At 59.9% G+C, this 17,256-nt stretch carries 13 protein-coding genes and 1 pseudogene; 6 read left to right on the top strand and 8 right to left on the bottom strand.

The window, feature by feature from the left end:
* Positions 1-70: 70 nt before the first annotated feature.
* Together FQ187_RS27525 and cueR are read left to right on the top strand one after the other, a co-directional pair.
* Positions 71-2,464, top strand: coding sequence for a heavy metal translocating P-type ATPase (locus FQ187_RS27525; protein WP_149631887.1), 2,394 nt, complete (start codon positions 71-73; stop codon positions 2,462-2,464).
* On the top strand, positions 2,461-2,874 hold the full coding sequence (gene cueR, locus FQ187_RS27520; RefSeq protein ID WP_149631886.1) for a Cu(I)-responsive transcriptional regulator: 414 nt from the start codon (positions 2,461-2,463) through the stop codon (positions 2,872-2,874). The genes FQ187_RS27525 and cueR overlap by 4 nt, the downstream gene beginning before the upstream one ends.
* Here the strand turns inward: cueR and FQ187_RS27515 are convergent.
* Complete coding sequence (locus FQ187_RS27515; protein ID WP_149631885.1) at positions 2,828-4,048, bottom strand: MFS transporter; 1,221 nt, start codon at positions 4,046-4,048, stop codon at positions 2,828-2,830. The genes cueR and FQ187_RS27515 overlap by 47 nt on opposite strands.
* A gap of 231 nt (positions 4,049-4,279) precedes the next feature.
* The gene (locus tag FQ187_RS27505) at positions 4,280-5,173 is read right to left on the bottom strand and encodes a PA4780 family RIO1-like protein kinase (RefSeq protein WP_129438758.1); all 894 of its coding nucleotides are present in this window, start codon (positions 5,171-5,173) and stop codon (positions 4,280-4,282) included.
* A gap of 402 nt (positions 5,174-5,575) precedes the next feature.
* Between FQ187_RS27505 and FQ187_RS31060 the strand changes: the two are divergent.
* Together FQ187_RS31060 and FQ187_RS31055 are read left to right on the top strand one after the other, a co-directional pair.
* A pseudogene (locus tag FQ187_RS31060) lies at positions 5,576-6,664 on the top strand (cache domain-containing protein); the annotation flags it as partial.
* 90 nt (positions 6,665-6,754) lie between these two features.
* Positions 6,755-7,522, top strand: a complete 768-nt coding sequence (locus FQ187_RS31055; RefSeq protein WP_371916927.1) for a methyl-accepting chemotaxis protein — start codon at positions 6,755-6,757, stop codon at positions 7,520-7,522.
* A gap of 93 nt (positions 7,523-7,615) precedes the next feature.
* Here the strand turns inward: FQ187_RS31055 and FQ187_RS27495 are convergent, their stop codons facing one another.
* The 6 genes from FQ187_RS27495 to FQ187_RS27470 form a co-directional block, all read right to left on the bottom strand.
* Positions 7,616-8,542, bottom strand: a complete 927-nt coding sequence (locus FQ187_RS27495) for an ABC transporter permease (protein WP_149631883.1) — start codon at positions 8,540-8,542, stop codon at positions 7,616-7,618.
* On the bottom strand, positions 8,542-9,648 hold the full coding sequence (locus FQ187_RS27490; protein WP_149631882.1) for an ABC transporter permease: 1,107 nt from the start codon (positions 9,646-9,648) through the stop codon (positions 8,542-8,544). Before FQ187_RS27490 ends, FQ187_RS27495 begins: the two co-directional genes overlap by 1 nt.
* Positions 9,649-9,659: 11 nt before the next feature.
* The gene (locus FQ187_RS27485; protein WP_149631881.1) at positions 9,660-11,219 is read right to left on the bottom strand and encodes an ABC transporter ATP-binding protein; all 1,560 of its coding nucleotides are present in this window, start codon (positions 11,217-11,219) and stop codon (positions 9,660-9,662) included.
* Between the two features lie 531 nt (positions 11,220-11,750).
* Positions 11,751-12,332, bottom strand: a complete 582-nt coding sequence (locus FQ187_RS27480) for a YigZ family protein (protein ID WP_149631880.1) — start codon at positions 12,330-12,332, stop codon at positions 11,751-11,753.
* Between the two features lie 6 nt (positions 12,333-12,338).
* Positions 12,339-12,989, bottom strand: a complete 651-nt coding sequence (locus FQ187_RS27475) for a TetR/AcrR family transcriptional regulator (RefSeq protein WP_149631879.1) — start codon at positions 12,987-12,989, stop codon at positions 12,339-12,341.
* An 85-nt stretch (positions 12,990-13,074) separates the two neighbouring features.
* On the bottom strand, positions 13,075-13,995 hold the full coding sequence (locus FQ187_RS27470) for a LysR family transcriptional regulator (RefSeq protein ID WP_149631878.1): 921 nt from the start codon (positions 13,993-13,995) through the stop codon (positions 13,075-13,077).
* A gap of 139 nt (positions 13,996-14,134) precedes the next feature.
* Between FQ187_RS27470 and FQ187_RS27465 the strand changes: the two genes are divergently transcribed.
* Together FQ187_RS27465 and FQ187_RS27460 are read left to right on the top strand one after the other, a co-directional pair.
* Positions 14,135-15,484: an aspartate aminotransferase family protein gene (locus tag FQ187_RS27465; protein ID WP_149631877.1), complete on the top strand. Its 1,350-nt coding sequence runs from the start codon at positions 14,135-14,137 to the stop codon at positions 15,482-15,484.
* 64 nt (positions 15,485-15,548) lie between these two features.
* Entirely contained in the window at positions 15,549-17,042 is a 1,494-nt protein-coding gene (locus FQ187_RS27460; protein WP_149631876.1) for a CoA-acylating methylmalonate-semialdehyde dehydrogenase, read from the top strand.
* Positions 17,043-17,256 lie beyond the last annotated feature (214 nt).

The raw sequence follows: 17,256 nt of genomic DNA, 5'->3' as shown, positions 1-17,256 counted from the left end.
GACATGGCGCTTGACCTTGCCCGCATGGCAAGGTTGATCCTGTAGTCATCTTCTACTGGGAGCGTGACCGATGTCCGAATCCACCACTTTCGATCTGCCGATTGCCGGCATGACCTGCGCCAGTTGCGCCGGGCGTGTCGAGCGTGCCTTGAGCAAAGTCATCGGCGCCTCCGCCGTCAGTGTCAACCTGGCCACCGAACAGGCCCGGGTTCAAGCGCCCAGCGATAGCCTGCCGGCCTTGATGGACGCCGTGCAGCAGGCGGGTTACAGCGTGCCGCAGCAGACCCTGGAATTGAGCATCGACGGCATGACCTGCGCCTCCTGCGTCGGCCGGGTCGAACGAGCGCTGGCCAAGGTGCCGGGGGTCAAAAGTGTCAGCGTCAACCTCGCCAATGAACGCGCCCACCTTGAACTGCTCGGCCAGATCGATCCGCAAACCTTGATTGGCGCAGTGACCAAGGCGGGCTATAGCGCCAGCGTCTGGGAAGTTGAACACCCACAAACCGACCATCAGCAACAGCGCCTGCACCGCGAGCGCTGGGCTTTGATCATGGCGATTGTCCTCGCCTCGCCGTTGGTGCTGCCAATGTTGCTGCAACCGTTCGGCGTGCACTGGATGCTCCCGGCCTGGGTGCAATTCGCGTTGGCCACGCCGGTGCAATTCATCTTCGGTGCGCGGTTTTATGTGGCCGCCTGGAAAGCTGTGCGGGCCGGTGCCGGCAACATGGATTTGCTGGTTGCGTTGGGCACCAGCGCCGGTTACGGCTTGAGTCTCTACGAATGGGCCACCGCCGCCGGGCGCATGCCGCACCTGTATTTCGAAGCCTCGGCGGTGGTGATTGCCCTGGTGCTGCTGGGCAAATACCTGGAAAGCCGCGCCAAGCGCCAGACCGCCAGTGCCATTCGCGCCCTCGAAGCCTTGCGACCCGAGCGGGCGATTCAGGTGATCGACGGCCACGAGCAGGATGTCGCCATCAGCGCCTTGCGTCTGAATGATCTGGTCATGGTCAAGCCCGGCGAACGCTTCCCGGTGGACGGTGAAGTGGTCGAAGGCCAGAGCCACGCCGACGAAGCGCTGATCAGCGGCGAAAGCCTGCCGGTGCCCAAACAACCCGGCGACAAGGTCACCGGCGGCGCGATCAATGGCGAAGGCCGGTTGCTCGTTCGCACCCTGGCATTGGGCGCGGAAACCGTGCTCGCCCGCATCATCCGCCTCGTCGAAGATGCTCAAGCGGCGAAGGCACCGATCCAGAAGCTGGTGGATAAAGTCAGCCAAGTGTTCGTGCCAACGGTGCTGCTGATTGCGTTGGCAACCTTGATCGGTTGGTGGTTGTACGGCGCGCCGATGGAAACGGCGCTGATCAATGCCGTGGCGGTATTGGTGATCGCTTGCCCGTGCGCGCTGGGGTTGGCCACGCCAACAGCGATCATGGCCGGGACTGGCGTGGCGGCGCGCTACGGGATTCTGATCAAGGACGCCGAAGCGCTGGAGCGCGCGCATGAAGTCAGTGCGGTGGTCTTCGACAAGACTGGCACGCTGACGTCGGGTACTCCGCGCATCGCTCATTTGAGTGCGGTTGATGGTGATGAAGCGCCGCTGCTGCAAATGGCCGGCGCGCTGCAACGGGGCAGCGAACACCCGCTGGCCAAGGCTGTTCTGGATGCCTGCGCCGAGCGTGGATTGGACGTGGCCGATGTCACCGACAGTCAGTCGCTGACCGGGCGCGGCATTGCCGGCACGCTTGATGGTCGTCGCTTGGCTTTGGGCAATCGTCGTCTGCTCGAAGAAAGCAGCTTAAGCGCCGGCTCACTGGCCGACTCCGCAAAAGCCTGGGAAACCGAAGGCCGGACCCTGTCCTGGCTGATCGAGCAAAGCTCCGAGCCACGAGTATTGGGCCTCTTCGCTTTCGGCGACACCCTCAAGCCCGGCGCCCTGCAAGCGGTGCAGCAACTCAACGCCCGCAACATCAGCAGCCACCTGCTGACCGGCGATAACCGTGGCAGCGCCAAAGTCGTCGCCGAAGCGCTGGGTATCACCGATGTTCACGCCGAAGTCCTGCCAGCCGACAAAGCCGCCACCGTCGCCAAACTGAAGAAAACCGGCGTCGTGGCAATGGTCGGCGACGGCATCAACGACGCACCCGCCTTGGCCGCCGCAGACATCGGTATCGCCATGGGGGGTGGCACCGACGTTGCGATGCACGCCGCCGGGATCACCCTGATGCGCGGCGACCCACGGCTGGTGCCGGCGGCGCTGGAGATCAGCCGCAAGACCTACGCGAAGATTCGTCAGAACCTGTTCTGGGCCTTCGTCTACAACCTGATCGGTATTCCGCTGGCAGCATTTGGTTTTCTCAACCCGGTGCTGGCCGGTGCGGCCATGGCGCTGTCGAGCGTCAGCGTGGTGAGCAATGCGCTACTGTTGAAAACCTGGAAACCCAAGGATCTGGAGGACAACCGATGAACATCGGCCAAGCGGCCCGCCAAAGCGGCCTGAGCGCGAAGATGATCCGTTATTACGAATCCATCGGCTTGCTCAAGGCCGCCCATCGTACCGACAGCGGCTATCGGGTTTACGGCGACGACGACCTGCATACCTTGGCGTTCATCAAGCGCTCCCGGGACCTGGGGTTCTCACTGGAAGAGGTCGGCAAACTGCTGACCCTCTGGCAGGACCGCCAACGAGCCAGCGCCGACGTGAAGGCCCTGGCCCGTCAGCACATCGAAGAGCTGAACCAGAAAATCCGCGAACTCGGTCAGTTGCGCGACACGCTGCAGGACCTGGTCGAACACTGCCACGGCGATCACCGTCCCGACTGCCCGATCCTCAAGAATCTGGAGTCGGGCTCCTGCGCACAACCCGCTCGCCCCTGATTGCCAGCCCCTTCACCACCAACAAGGTGGTGAGCGGAATCCCGTGGAACAACAGCACCACGGCACCCGGCGTCCACCACGAATAGAACGGCGCGGCGATCAGCATGCCGATGCCGAACCCGGTCATTTGCAGCAGCGTCAGGAAGCTGAAAATCGGCAGGCGCAGGCTGTCCGGTTCACGCTGCAGGCGCGACATCAGGCCGACTTCCGAGAAACCGTCGCCCAATCCCGCCGGCAGCGAGAACAGCAGCAGCCCGTAAAGGGTCTGCTGCTGGAACATCAGGATGAAGCCGCAGGACATCAGCAACACACCAAAGAAGAATCGCCGCTCCAGGTTCACGTTATCCGAGCCTTTCAGTCGGCTGGCGATGCGCGCGCCGATGAGTTTTCCGCTGGCCCAGACCGCCAACATCAGGCCCAGCGTGGTGCTGGCCGACTCGGGCGTCAGCAGTCTGGAAATAATCGGAAAACCCACGTTGTGCGCGGCACTGCCAAGGGTGTCGGCCATGGCCACCGCGAGCATCGCCGCCACAACTGGCGTACTGCGCAGGCCCTGGAGCAGGGCCGCCCATTCACCACGTTCGTGGGGTGGTTCGGTGCTGGGCGCAGGTTGTGAAAAGCGCAACGGCAAGATGAACAACGCGGCCAGCAGATAAGTGACCACGTTCAATGCAAACACCGTTTCAAAGCCGAATGCTGCCACTAAAAGCCCAGACACCAGACTTCCGCCGACCATGGCTGCCGACGACGCCGAGGTGATCCAGGCGTTGGTCTTGAGCAGGTGTTCGCTTTCGATCAAGAGCGGCAACTGACTGTTGAGGCCGATGGCGAACATCGAGTTGCCGAATCCCAGACCAAAAGCGATCACCGGTAACAGCAGCATCTGCTGGGCGACAGGTAGCACCAGCAGCAGGCCCAGCAGCCCGGCGCGCAACAGGTCGAAGGCAATCAGCGGCAGGCGCCCAGCCCAACGGCGATAAAACGTCGTGCCGATGAGACTGGCGAAGATCCCACCGGCCACGCGGCTAGCGAGGAAGATGCCGACGCTCATGGCGCTGTTGCCGAGCAGGTAGACGTAGGTGGCCAGGGCGACCATGTTGAGGAAGGCACCGAAGTCCGAGACCAGACGGGCGGTGATGATCAGTTGGGCGTTGCGAGGGGATGCGGTGTTCACATTCAATCCTTGAGTGTGGGGAGCAGCAGGGAGAACACAAAATTCTGTTACACCAAAAATCTACTGTGGGAGCGGGCTTGCTCGCGAATGCGGTAGATCAGTCGACATTGATGTTGAATGACACACCGCATTCGCGAGCAAGTCCGCTCCCACACTGGTTCTTCGGTGTTTGGAGGATTCGGGGCAGGCATCTAAAAAAACCCGGCCGAAGCCGGGTTTTTCGTTAACCAATCACTGCATCCAGGGCGGAGGCGGCTCTTCGGTTTTGCCCGGTGGCGCGTCATCTGCCGCGCGCACCGCTTGCTTGCGCTCTTCATCAAGGCGTGCCGCCTCGATTTCGCGCATGATCCCGCCAACATCGGCCAACTCTTCCGGCTCATCGAACTCGCCGGTCAAGATACTGGCCGGGTGCAAGGTGCCGGCTTCGAACAGGGCCCACATTTCCTTGGCGTACTTGGTCTTTTTCAACTCCGGCGCAAACCGCCCGAAGTAGGACGCCATGTTGCCGACATCCCGCTCCAACATGCTGAACGCGTGGTTGTTGCCCGCCGCGTCGACCGCTTGCGGCAGGTCGATGATCACCGGGCCGGTCGGGGTCAGCAGTACGTTGAACTCCGACAGGTCACCGTGCACCAGACCGGTACACAACATCAGCACGATCTGCGAAATCAGGAACGCGTGATATTCGCGCGCCTGATCCGGTTCCAGCACCACGTCGTTCAGACGCGGCGCGGCATCGCCGTACTCGTCGGCCACCAGTTCCATCAACAGCACGCCTTCAAGGAAGTCGTAAGGCTGAGGAACCCGGACGCCAGCACCGGCCAGACGGAACAACGCCGCCACTTCGGCATTCTGCCAGGCGTCTTCGGTTTCTTTCTTGCCGAACTTGGAGCCCTTGGCCATCGCTCGAGCCTGACGGCTGTTGCGCACCTTGCGGCCTTCCTGATACTCGGCCGCCTGACGGAAACTGCGTTTATTCGCCTCCTTGTAGACCTTCGCGCAACGTAACTCGTTGCCGCAGCGCACCACATAAACAGCTGCTTCTTTACCACTCATGAGTGGGCGCAGCACCTCGTCGACCAGACCGTCCTCGATCAGGGGTTCAATGCGTTTTGGAGTCTTCATCAGCTTTTATTGGGGGTCCTTTATTACCAAACACGCGAAAGTCATTCGTTATACGGCAATCCAGTCATTCGGGGGAGGGGTTGCCGACCTATGAACGTTCCAGTGACCGTCAACAAGCACACAATGTGCCGGTTTAATCAGTCAACAACCGCCGGTCGTCATCGGCCACCACAGATCATAGCTGACCCTGCGTCACTTGTTGCTGAAGGGCTAAGCGGGTATTTGCGACAGTAGCTGACATCTCGATTCATACCCTTCGTAGGATTTTTCTTAATAGGCCTAAATTTCCGCCTCCATCAGCCGAAGTCATCAGTGACAAAGTGATTTGTCCGACAATCGTTCTGCCAATAATCCGCGAGTCATCTGCACTGCGTGGGCCTACAAGAAAAATCTGGAGCGCGGATGAACATCAAACAGAAGTTGACCTGGGCGTTTGCAATCATCGCCTGCTTGCCGGTGGTGCTGGTCGCTACCCTGGTTGTGCTGAACTTGCGCAGTGATGCCAAGGACAGTTTCGTCGACGGCAGTGGCCGCGAGATTCGTCAGGTCAGCAACGCCATGCAACTGTTCTTTGACGGCATCAGCCAGAACGTGGATTACCTGGCGACCCAACCACTGATCAAGAACTCCGACGACAGCCTCAAGACCTACATGAGCTTCAACGCTGAGAGCATTCCTCAAGGCGAGATGGACAAGAAGGTCTTCGGCCTCCTTCAGGACCTGGGTAACAGTCACCCGTCCTACGCCTATGCCATCCTCGGCACCGCGGCGGGCGGTTATGTGTCCTGGCCGGACGATGCGAAGCTGAGCAACTACGACCCGCGCCAGCGCCCGTGGTACAAGGCTGCCCAGGCCAAACCGGGCAAGCCGTTGCGCACTGAGGCCTATTACTGGGCCCAGGATGACGTGACGTACGTCAGTACCGTGCGCACCATCGACAACAAATTGGGCACTAATGGCGGCGTGGTCAGCATCGACGTGACGCTCAAGCAGCTCACTGAAATCGTCAAACAGATCAAGCTCGGTGAAACCGGCTACCTGATGCTGCTGGAAAACACCGGCACCGTGCTGGTCGATCCGAAGCAACCGGAACACAACTTTAAAGCGCTGAGCAGCCTCGGCGACGGCTACGCGCAACTGGCCAAGGCCGGCAAAGGGCTTGTGGAAGTCGAGCTGAACGGCGAACGCTACATGGCCAACGTCTGGCCGTCGGAGCAGCTGGGCTGGACCTTTATCGGCCTGATCAAGCAGACCGACGTGATGAGTTCGGCCACTCAACTGACCTGGCTGATCGCGATCATCGCCGCCGTGCTGGCCGTGTTCTTCGCCATCGTCGGCGCCAGTTTCGCCAGCCTCATCGTGCGGCCGATCCGCAGCGTGGCCAGCGGCCTGGAAGGCATCGCCCAAGGTGAAGGCGACCTGACCAAGAACCTGCAAATCCGTGGCAGCGACGAAACCGCGCAACTGGCCAACTGGTTCAACCAGTTTTTGGCGGCAATTCGCAACCTGATTCAGAGCATTGGCGGCGCTGCGACCAAGATCCTCGCCACCTCCAAGAGTTCGACCCAGGTCTCCAGCGACATGGCCGAAGCGGCCGGGCGTCAGCGTGAAGCGGTGGACATGGTTTCCACGGCGTTCCACGAAATGGTCGCCACCGCCAACGAAGTCGCGCGCTCTTGTAGCCAGGCGGCGGAATCGGCCGACAGCGGCCAGCGTCAGGCGCGTGAAGGTCAGCAGCAGATTGATGCGGCCGTGACCAGCGTTGATCGCTTGAGCCAGGAAATCGAACAGTCGGCCCAGTCGATGCAACAGCTTGAGCGCGACAGCAACGACATTCAGTCAATCCTCGGGACCATTCGCTCGATTGCCGAACAGACCAACCTGCTGGCGCTGAACGCCGCTATTGAAGCAGCGCGGGCCGGTGAACAGGGTCGTGGGTTTGCGGTGGTGGCCGATGAAGTTCGGGCGCTGGCCAAACGCACGGCGGATTCCACGGCGGAAATCGACGGTTTGCTGGGCAACCTCGCCAAACGCACCAGTCAGGTGACTCAGCAAATGCATGCGAGCCTGGAAGTGTCCCAGCAATCGGTGACGCGGATCGGTGAAGCACGCAGCAGCTTCGGGCTGATTCGGGAATCGGTGGACGTGATCCGCGACATGAACACCCAGATCGCTACCGCGGCGGAAGAACAGCATCAGGTGGCTGAAGACATCAATCGGCACATCAGCCAGATTCATGGTGACGCGCAGTTGGTGGCGGAACTGGCGAACTCGGCGCGGCTGGATTCGCAGAGTCTGGCGGGGCTTTCGAATGAGTTGGATGGGTTGGTGCGCCGCTTCAGAACCTAAAGATCAAAAGATCGCAGGCTTCGCCAGCTCCTGCATGGGATCGATATTCACCTGAGCCGAGCTTGCTCGCGATGGGGCCCGCCCGGCCAGCCTCTAATGCCCGGCCTGCCACGGTTTCCCCAACGACACCGGCGCATACAACCGTGTGCGCAACGCATTTCGCGACAACAGCACCAACACCACAATGGTCGCGACATACGGCAGCATCGCCAGCAGACTCGACGGAATCGCCAGCCCCAACCCCTGCGCCACCAAATGCAGGATGCTGGCGAGTCCGAACAGATACGCCCCTAGCAGCAACCGCCACACCCGCCAACTGGCAAACACCACCAGCGCCAGGGCAATCCAGCCGCGCCCGGCGCTCATGTTCTCCGCCCACATCGGCGTGTAAGCCAGCGACAGATACGCCCCGGCCAATCCAGCCATCGCCCCACCAAACAGCACCGCCAGCGTGCGCACGCCCAACACCGGCAAGCCCATGGCACTGGCTGCATCCGGGTTTTCTCCAACGGCTTGAATGATCAGCCCGACGCGACTTTTCACAATCACCCAGGCCATCAGCGCAAACAACGCGAACGACACATACACCAACAGATCCTGCGCAAACAGCATCCTCCCGATCAGCGGGATTTCACTCAAATAAGGAATCGCCACCGGCTCGAAACCTGCCAGCGGTTTACCGACCCACGCCGCGCCAACAAACGTCGACAGGCCCACACCGAAGATCGTCAGCGCCAACCCGGTGGCCACCTGATTGGCGTTGAACACCAGCGCCACCAACGCAAATAACGACGACAACAGCATCCCGGCAAGCATCGCCAGCAAGACGCCGAGCCACAGGTTGCCGCTGTTCAGGGCGACGATAAAACCGATCACCGCACCAAATAGCATCATCCCTTCCTGGCCGAGGTTCAGAACGCCGCTCTTCTCGCAGATCAATTCACCCAACGCCACCAACAGCAGCGGCGTGCCGCAACGGACCATGGCGTAGAAAATGTTGCTCAGCAGATCGATATCCATCACAGCGCTCCTGCTTGTACGGCGGTGGCTTGTGCACGACGGGACCAGCGCAGGTTCAAGCGCGGTCGGTAGAGAATCAGCACGTCACTGGCCAGCAGGAAAAACAGCATCATTCCCTGGAACAATTGGGTGATCGCTTGCGGCAGATTCATGCTCATCTGCGCGTTCTCGCCGCCGATGTACAGCAGCGCCATCAGCAGGCTGGAAAACAGAATACCGATGGGGTTGAGTCGCCCGAGAAACGCCACGGTGATCGCGGCATAGCCGTAACCCGGCGAGACCTGTGGCACCAATTGGCCGATCGGCCCGGTGACTTCACACACCCCGGCGAGCCCCGCCAACCCTCCGCTGATCAACAGCGCCAGCCAGATCAGCCGCTTCTCGCGAAAGCCGACGAACCCAGCTGCGCGCTTGTCCAGCCCGAGCACTTTGATCTGGAACCCGATAAAGCCTTTCTGCAGCAACACCCACACCGCCACCAACGCGAGCAAGGCGAAATACACGCCTGCGTGAACCCGACCGTCCTCCATCAACAAAGGCAAACGGCTGGCATCGCCGAACATCGCCGACTCGGGAAAGTTGAACCCGGCCGGATCCTTCAGCGGCCCATGCACACAGAACAGCAACAGGTTCAGGGCGATGTAATTGAGCATGATGCTGGTGAGGATTTCATTGGCGTTGAAACGCGTGCGCAACCACGCCGTCAGCCCGGCCCATGCGGCGCCGGCGAGGGTGCCGACGAGCAGGATCGACACCAGCGCCCAGCGACTTTGCAGGCCGATGATGTTCACCGCCAACGCACTGCCGGCCAGCGCGCCAAGCAGCAACTGACCTTCGGCGCCGATGTTCCAGATGCGTGCTTGATACGCCACCGCCAGCCCCAACGCACAGAGCAGAATCGGCAGCGCTTTGACCAATAGTTCGGAGACGCCATACAGGTCGCTGATCGGTGCGATCAGCAAGGTGTGGAGAGTGAGTAGCGGATCATGCCCCAGTGCGATAAACAGCAACGAGCCACAGCCCAACGTCAGGACAGCCGCCAGCAACGGCGAGCACCACAACATCAAACGCGATTGCTGGCCACGGGGTTCGAGAGAAAACAACATGTGAAACTCCGTTAAACCGTTGCACGTGATTGAGGGGCGTCGAATTGGCCGGCCATCCAGCCGCCGACATCGATCAGTCGCGTGTCGACCGTGGCCTTGAGCGGCGACAATCGACCGCTGCACAAAGCGCCGAGGCGGTCGCTGATCTGGAACAGTTCGTCGAGGTCTTCGGAGATCACCAGGATCGCCGCGCCGGTGTCGCGCAAGGCAATCAGCGCCCGGTGAATGGTCGCGGCAGCGCCGACGTCCACGCCCCAGGTCGGGTGCGCGGCCACCAGCAGTTTGGGTTGTTGGAGGATTTCCCGGCCGAGGATGAATTTCTGCAAGTTGCCGCCAGACAGGCTGCGGGCGGGTGTCTGGGTGTTGGGCGTCTTCACCCCGAATCGATGGATGATTTCTTCGGCCAAGGTTTCGACCTTGCCGCGCTGGATCAGGCCGTTGCTGACCAGCCCTTGTTGAAAGGCAGTGAGCAGGGCGTTGTCCGCCAGGCTCAAATCCGGCACCGCGCCATGGCCCAGACGTTCAGCGGGGACGAAGGCCAGGCCCAGTTTGCGCCGTGCATCCGGCCGCAAGTGTGCCACCGGTTGCCCGGCGAAACTGATCGTTGCGCCGTTGTTGCGGCTTAGAGGTTCTTCGCCGCTGAGCAGGGCTAGCAACTCATCCTGACCATTGCCCGCGACCCCGGCGATGCCGACGACTTCGCCACTGCGCACTTGCAGGTCAATGTCATTCAGGGAGCAGCCGAACGGGTCAGGGTTGTGCCAGGACAATCCCGTCACGTTCAGGAATGCATTAGCGCCAGTGACTTTCGGATAATCCGTAATCAGCGCAGCGGCTTCGCCAACCATCAACTGCGCCAGTTGCCGATCCGAACACTCGGCCGGCACGCAATGCCCGGCCACTCGACCGCCGCGCAACACCGTGGCGCTATGGCACAACGCGCGAACTTCACCGAGTTTGTGGCTGATAAACAGAATGCTGCAGCCCTCGGCAGCCAGTCGGCGCAAGGTGACGAACAATTCGTCGGCTTCCTGCGGGGTCAGTACCGAGGTTGGCTCATCGAGAATCAGCAGGCGGATGTCCTGCATCAGGCAACGAATGATTTCCACCCGCTGGCGTTCACCGATCGACAGGCTGTGGACAAGTCGCTCCGGTTCCAGCGCCATGCCGTAGCGCCGGGAGACTTCACGAATTTTCGGCTCAAGCTGTTTCGGTGTACCAGCCGCCGCGCCCATGGCCAGGGCAATGTTCTGCGCCACGCTAAGCGTCTCGAACAGCGAGAAATGCTGGAACACCATGCCGATTCCAAGACCCCGAGCCTGAGCCGGGTTGCGCATCGTCACGGGTTGCCCTTGCCAGATCATCTCTCCCGAGTCCGCATGGGTGACGCCGTAGATGATCTTCATCAGCGTACTTTTGCCCGCGCCGTTTTCGCCAAGCAGGGCATGGATTTCGCCAGGGGCTATGCTCAAGTCGATGGCATCGTTGGCCAGGCAACCGGGGTAGCGCTTGCTAATTCTGCGCAGTTGCAGACGAGGTGTTGGATCGGAGATCGGCACGGGGTTGGGTATGACAGGCTCGGGTCGATTGAAGGGATGCCGGTGGATAAAGCAATTTCCTGGCCATTGAGTCAGGAAAAATCAAAAGCGTTACAGATAAAGGCTTTGAGGGCGGCGCCTCGCCCTATATCGATCCCGACCCCGGCACCACTTGAGGGCAAAGCCGTTGATCAGGCTCCGGTTTTGCTCGGAGTGTTTGGTCAAAAAACGAGCAACTGACGGCAAGCCATACCGGACAGGGGGCGGCGACAGCCATGAACGGGTTATCCACAGATTGCTCCACAGTATTTGTGCGCAAGCCCGAAGCTCGGGCATAAGCACTGCGTAGCTTTCTTCTAAAGGTGATAAACCGCTCTAACTGATTGTTTTTACGTGGAATTAGCTTTTTTGATGGCGGATTGGTCGAAAAGTGAGCAAAGACCGCAAAGCCGCATTACAGAAGGGTTACAGCCGGGTGTGCTCAGGTTATCCACAGCCGGGTGCACAGTAGATGTGGGCAAATGAACCGGTTCGACGAAAGGGCTGTGAACGTTGTTGGTGCGATTAGTGCTGCAACAAAATGCGCCCGCGGCTCAAATCCGCCAGCTGCGTTTGCAGGGTATCGATCTGGCTTTCGCCGATCGCCAATTGCAGCTCTACGCCATTGGCGGTGAACGTTTCTTCCACAACCAATCCACCCAGTTCCGCCACCCGAAGTTTCACCAGCGGCAACTCACCAAAAGCACAAGCGCAACTCACCGGCACCCGACTGATCAACTCAACCTTCGCCGCGGCTTGCAGGCACTTGTTGGCGCCGCCGCCATACGCCCGGGCGAGGCCCCCGGTGCCGAGTTGAATGCCGCCATACCAACGAATCACCAGCACCGCGACCCGATCGCAATCCTGCGCGTCGATTGCCGCCAGAATCGGTCGGCCAGCGGTGCCGCCGGGCTCGCCATCGTCAGTGCTGCGGTAGTGGTCGCCAAGCTTCCAGGCCCAGCAATTGTGCGAGGCATTCAAATCGCTGTGCTGTTCGATGAACGCCTGGGCTTCAGCAGGGCTGTTGATCGGCGCGGCGAAGGTGATGAAGCGGCTTTTGCGAATCTCTTCGCGGAACTCGCAAAAACCGCTGAGGGTAAAAGGCATAGTGTCTTAGATCGTTGGCGTCAGGCCGCAGCCCTTGAGAATGATGCGGATCAGGTTGTTGCTGGCGTCTTCCATGTCCTGCTTGGTCAACTTGGTGCGACCGCTGACACGGCAGATCTGCGTGGCGAAATCGGCGTAATGCTGGGTACTGCCCCACAACAGGAAGATCAGGTTTACCGGGTCGACCGGGTCCATTTTTCCGGCGTCGATCCACGCTTGGAACACGCCCGCCCGACCCTGGAACCAGGCGCGATAGTCCTGGTTGAAATACTCGGTCAGGCATTCGCCGCCGCTGATGACTTCCATCGCGAAGATCCGCGAGGCTTGCGGCTGACGACGGGAGAATTCCATCTTGGCGCGGATGTAACGCGTCAGCGCTTCGGCCGGATCATCCTCGGCAGTCAGGGTGTTGAAGGTGCTGTCCCACAACTGGAGGATGTTGCTCAACACCGCCACGTACAAACCGAGTTTGTTGGTGAAGTAGTAATGCAGGTTTGCCTTGGGCAACCCGGCATTCAGGGCGATGGTGTTCATGCTGGTGCCTTTGAACCCGTGACGGGCGAACTCGTCTTCGGCGGCTTTGATGATGGTCTCTTCGTTCTTCTGACGAATGCGGCTGGCAGGTTTGCCGCCGTGAGCGGGGACTTCAAAGGTCATAGGCACTTCCGGACAAGTGGGTGGGTGCAACCAGTGCGTTGATAGCGCACCCACAGGCATCAGACAAGTCCTGACGCGATAAAACCTAGCGTGTCGCAGCCAGACTCTCCAGAAAACTTTCCAGCACCAAATGCGGGCGACGGCCCTTGCGGGTGACTGATGCGAGGCTCAGGTCATAAAAACGCACCATTGGTTTCAACGCGCGCAATCGGCCTTGCTGCACCCAGAGGCTGGCGTAGTGGTCCGGCAGATAGCCGATGTAGCGTCCGGTCAGGATCAGGAACGCCATGCCTTCACGGTCCGAGGCACTGGCGGTGCAATTGAGCGCCTGGTAGTGGGCCTGGATTTCCGCGGGCAAACGGAAAGTCGGCGCGATCGCGTCCTGGCTATTGAGGCGCTCGTCATCCAGTTGTTTATCGTCGACATAAAACAACGGATGACCGACCGCGCAATACAGTAGCGAGCGTTCGCTATAGAGCGGCTGATATTCCAGCCCCGACAGCGCGCTGGCTTGCGGCACCACGCCGACATGCAATCGACCGTCGAGCACGCCTTGTTCGACTTCATTGGGCGCGATCATGCGGATCTGAATCTGCACGTCCGGCCCGCGTTCCTTCAATTGCGCCAAGGCGTGGGTGATGCGCATGTGGGGCAGGGTGACCAGGTTGTCGGTCAGGCCGATGGTCAATTCGCCGCGCAGATGTTGGTGCAAGCCGTTGACCTCGGTGCGAAAACTTTCCAGCGCGCTTAATAGCTGCAAGGCCGATTGGTAAACCTCGCGACCTTCTTCTGTCAGGGAAAACCCGGCGCGACCCCGTTGGCATAAACGCAGACCGAGGCGCTGTTCCAGATCGCTCATTTGCTGGCTGATGGCCGAGCGCCCGATCCCCAGCACCGATTCCGCTGCCGAGAAGCCGCCGCACTCCACCACACTGCGAAAAATCCGAAGCAGGCGGATATCAAAGTCACTGACTTGCGCCAGCGGATCGGGGCGACGGCTGCTCATGCTGTAATTGCTCAAAGTTTAGTGGTGAACTGACTGAACGTTAGAAAAGTTGGATTTCACCGACTTTATCCCCGTGGCAATTTAGCTGCAAGAACGCTTTTGATCTCTATGCCGCTTATTGCCCTGCGAGGTTTTCCCTATGAACTTGCCTGAAAACAACCCGACTTCCCTGGCCAGCCAGCTCAAGCTCGATGCTCACTGGATGCCCTACACCGCCAACCGCAATTTCCAGCGCGATCCGCGACTGATCGTGGCGGCTGAAGGCAGTTGGCTGACAGATGACAAGGGCCGCAAGGTTTACGACTCGCTCTCTGGTTTGTGGACCTGCGGCGCGGGGCATACCCGTAAGGAAATTCAGGAAGCGGTCGCCAAGCAATTGGGCACCCTCGATTACTCGCCAGGTTTCCAGTATGGCCATCCGCTGTCGTTCCAGCTGGCTGAGAAAATCACCGACCTGACCCCGGGCAATCTCAATCATGTGTTCTTCACTGACTCGGGCTCCGAGTGCGCTGACACGGCGGTGAAGATGGTTCGTGCTTACTGGCGTCTGAAAGGCCAGGCCACCAAGACCAAGATGATCGGCCGTGCCCGTGGTTATCACGGCGTGAACATCGCCGGCACCAGCCTCGGTGGCGTGAACGGCAACCGCAAAATGTTCGGTCAGGCGATGATGGACGTCGATCATCTGCCGCACACCTTGCTGGCGAGCAATGCCTATTCTCGTGGCATGCCGACAGAGGGTGGTATCGCCTTGGCGGATGAGCTCCTCAAGTTGATCGAACTGCATGACGCTTCGAACATCGCTGCGGTATTCGTCGAGCCAATGGCCGGTTCCGCTGGCGTACTGGTTCCGCCACAGGGTTACCTCAAGCGTCTACGGGAGATCTGCGATCAGCACAACATCCTGCTGGTGTTCGACGAAGTGATCACCGGTTTTGGCCGTACCGGCTCGATGTTCGGCGCCGACAGCTTCGGCGTGACCCCGGACCTGATGTGCATCGCCAAGCAAGTTACTAACGGCGCGATTCCGATGGGCGCGGTGATTGCCAGCTCCGAGATCTACCAGACTTTCATGAACCAGGCGACGCCGGAGTACGCGGTGGAATTCCCGCACGGCTACACCTATTCCGCGCACCCGGTGGCTTGCGCCGCTGGCCTGGCAGCACTCGATCTGCTGCAAAAGGAAAACCTGGTACAGAGCGTGGCCGAAGTCGCACCACACTTCGAAAATGCGCTGCACGGTTTGAAGGGTTCGAAAAACATCATCGATATCCGTAACTACGGCTTGGCCGGTGCGATCCAGATCGCGCCTCGTGACGGCGACGCCATCGTGCGTCCGTTCGAAGCTGGTATGGCGCTATGGAAAGCCGGGTTCTACGTGCGCTTCGGCGGCGACACCCTGCAGTTCGGCCCAACCTTCAACAGCAAGCCGCAAGACCTTGATCGTCTGTTCGACGCGGTCGGCGAAGTGCTGAAAAAAATCGACTGATTTTCCCTCTATATAAAAGGCGCCCTTTAAAGGGCGCCTGTGGACAACTTTCCAGGAGCCCCGCATGAGCCTTATCCCGCATTTGATCAATGGCGAACTGGTGACCGAAGACGGTCGCACAGCTGACGTGTTCAACCCGTCTACCGGCCAGGCGATCCACAAGCTGCCATTGGCCAGCCGCGAAACCATTCAAAAAGCCATCGACTCGGCCAAGGCTGCGTTCCCGGCTTGGCGCAACACTCCGCCGGCCAAGCGTGCTCAGGTGATGTTCCGCTTCAAGCAATTGCTGGAGCAGAACGAAGCGCGTATTGCTCAGCTGATCAGTGAAGAGCACGGCAAGACCCTGGAAGATGCTGCCGGTGAACTCAAACGTGGAATCGAGAACGTCGAGTTCGCTTGCGCAGCACCGGAAATCCTCAAGGGCGAGTACAGCCGTAACGTTGGCCCGAACATTGATGCTTGGTCGGACTTCCAGCCGCTAGGCGTGGTGGCTGGTATTACGCCGTTCAACTTCCCGGCCATGGTGCCGCTGTGGATGTATCCGCTGGCGATCGTCTGCGGCAACTGCTTCATTCTCAAGCCTTCCGAGCGTGATCCAAGCTCCACGCTGTTGATTGCTCAATTGTTGTTGGAAGCCGGTCTGCCAAAAGGCGTGCTGAGCGTAGTGCACGGCGACAAGGTTGCGGTGGACGCGCTGATCGAAGCGCCGGAAGTCAAAGCGTTGAGCTTCGTTGGTTCGACGCCGATTGCCGAATACATTTACGCCGAAGGCACCAAGCGCGGCAAACGCGTTCAGGCACTGGGTGGCGCGAAGAACCATGCGGTGCTGATGCCGGATGCGGATCTGGATAACGCGGTCAGCGCATTGATGGGCGCGGCTTATGGTTCTTGCGGTGAACGTTGCATGGCGATCTCGGTGGCTGTGTGCGTCGGTGACCAGGTGGCGGATGCGCTGGTGGCCAAGTTGGTGCCGCAAATCAAGGCGCTGAAAATCGGTGCGGGTACGACCTGTGGTCTGGACATGGGGCCGCTGGTTTCCGGTCAGGCTCGCGACAAAGTCAGTGGCTATATAGAAGACGGTGTTTCTTCTGGTGCTTCCTTGGTGGTCGACGGTCGTGGTCTGAGCGTGGCCGGTCATGAGGAAGGCTTCTTCCTGGGAGGCTGTCTGTTCGACAACGTCACACCAGAAATGCGTATCTATAAAGAAGAGATCTTCGGGCCGGTGCTGTGCGTTGTCCGGGTTAACAGCCTGGAAGAGGCGATGCAGCTGATCAACGACCACGAGTATGGCAACGGCACCTGCATCTTTACTCGTGATGGGGAAGCGGCGCGGTTGTTCTGCGACGAGATCGAAGTCGGTATGGTCGGCGTCAACGTACCGTTGCCGGTACCGGTGGCCTATCACAGCTTTGGTGGCTGGAAGCGCTCGCTGTTCGGCGACTTGCATGCGTATGGTCCGGATGGCGTGCGTTTCTACACACGTCGCAAGGCTATTACTCAGCGCTGGCCACAACGGGCGAGCCATGAAGCTTCGCAGTTCGCATTCCCTAGCTTGTAAGTAGAAGGGAAGAAGGCCGGCCCCTTAGGGCCGGCCTTCGCGTTTCAGGGGCTTTTTCACCTATATGACAGAATTGTGAAAATAGGTGTTGACGGCAGATTCTGGAAGTCTATAATTCGCCCCACTTCCGGCGCAGTCGAAACGGAAAACTCCTTGGTAAACAATGAGTTATGCAGTTTTCGACAGCGAGTTGCTTCAGGTCATCGAAGCCCAG

Source organism: Pseudomonas sp. ANT_J28, from assembly GCF_008370005.1.
GTDB lineage: Bacteria > Pseudomonadota > Gammaproteobacteria > Pseudomonadales > Pseudomonadaceae > Aquipseudomonas > Aquipseudomonas frigoris.
The sequence above is the reverse complement of the archived record's forward strand: the minus strand, read 5'-3'. Positions and strand labels throughout refer to the sequence as shown.

Bases quoted from the DNA above. Each gene is read 5' to 3' on its own strand.
- FQ187_RS27525 (WP_149631887.1), top strand. From the start codon at position 71: ATGTCCGAATCCACCACTTTCGATCTGCCGATTGCCGGCATGACCTGC.
- cueR (WP_149631886.1), top strand. From the start codon at position 2,461: ATGAACATCGGCCAAGCGGCCCGCCAAAGCGGCCTGAGCGCGAAGATG.
- FQ187_RS27505 (WP_129438758.1), bottom strand. From the start codon at position 5,173: ATGAAGACTCCAAAACGCATTGAACCCCTGATCGAGGACGGTCTGGTC.
- FQ187_RS31055 (WP_371916927.1), top strand. From the start codon at position 6,755: ATGGCCGAAGCGGCCGGGCGTCAGCGTGAAGCGGTGGACATGGTTTCC.
- FQ187_RS27495 (WP_149631883.1), bottom strand. From the start codon at position 8,542: ATGGATATCGATCTGCTGAGCAACATTTTCTACGCCATGGTCCGTTGC.
- FQ187_RS27490 (WP_149631882.1), bottom strand. From the start codon at position 9,648: ATGTTGTTTTCTCTCGAACCCCGTGGCCAGCAATCGCGTTTGATGTTG.
- FQ187_RS27480 (WP_149631880.1), bottom strand. From the start codon at position 12,332: ATGCCTTTTACCCTCAGCGGTTTTTGCGAGTTCCGCGAAGAGATTCGC.
- FQ187_RS27475 (WP_149631879.1), bottom strand. From the start codon at position 12,989: ATGACCTTTGAAGTCCCCGCTCACGGCGGCAAACCTGCCAGCCGCATT.
- FQ187_RS27470 (WP_149631878.1), bottom strand. From the start codon at position 13,995: ATGAGCAGCCGTCGCCCCGATCCGCTGGCGCAAGTCAGTGACTTTGAT.
- FQ187_RS27465 (WP_149631877.1), top strand. From the start codon at position 14,135: ATGAACTTGCCTGAAAACAACCCGACTTCCCTGGCCAGCCAGCTCAAG.
- FQ187_RS27460 (WP_149631876.1), top strand. From the start codon at position 15,549: ATGAGCCTTATCCCGCATTTGATCAATGGCGAACTGGTGACCGAAGAC.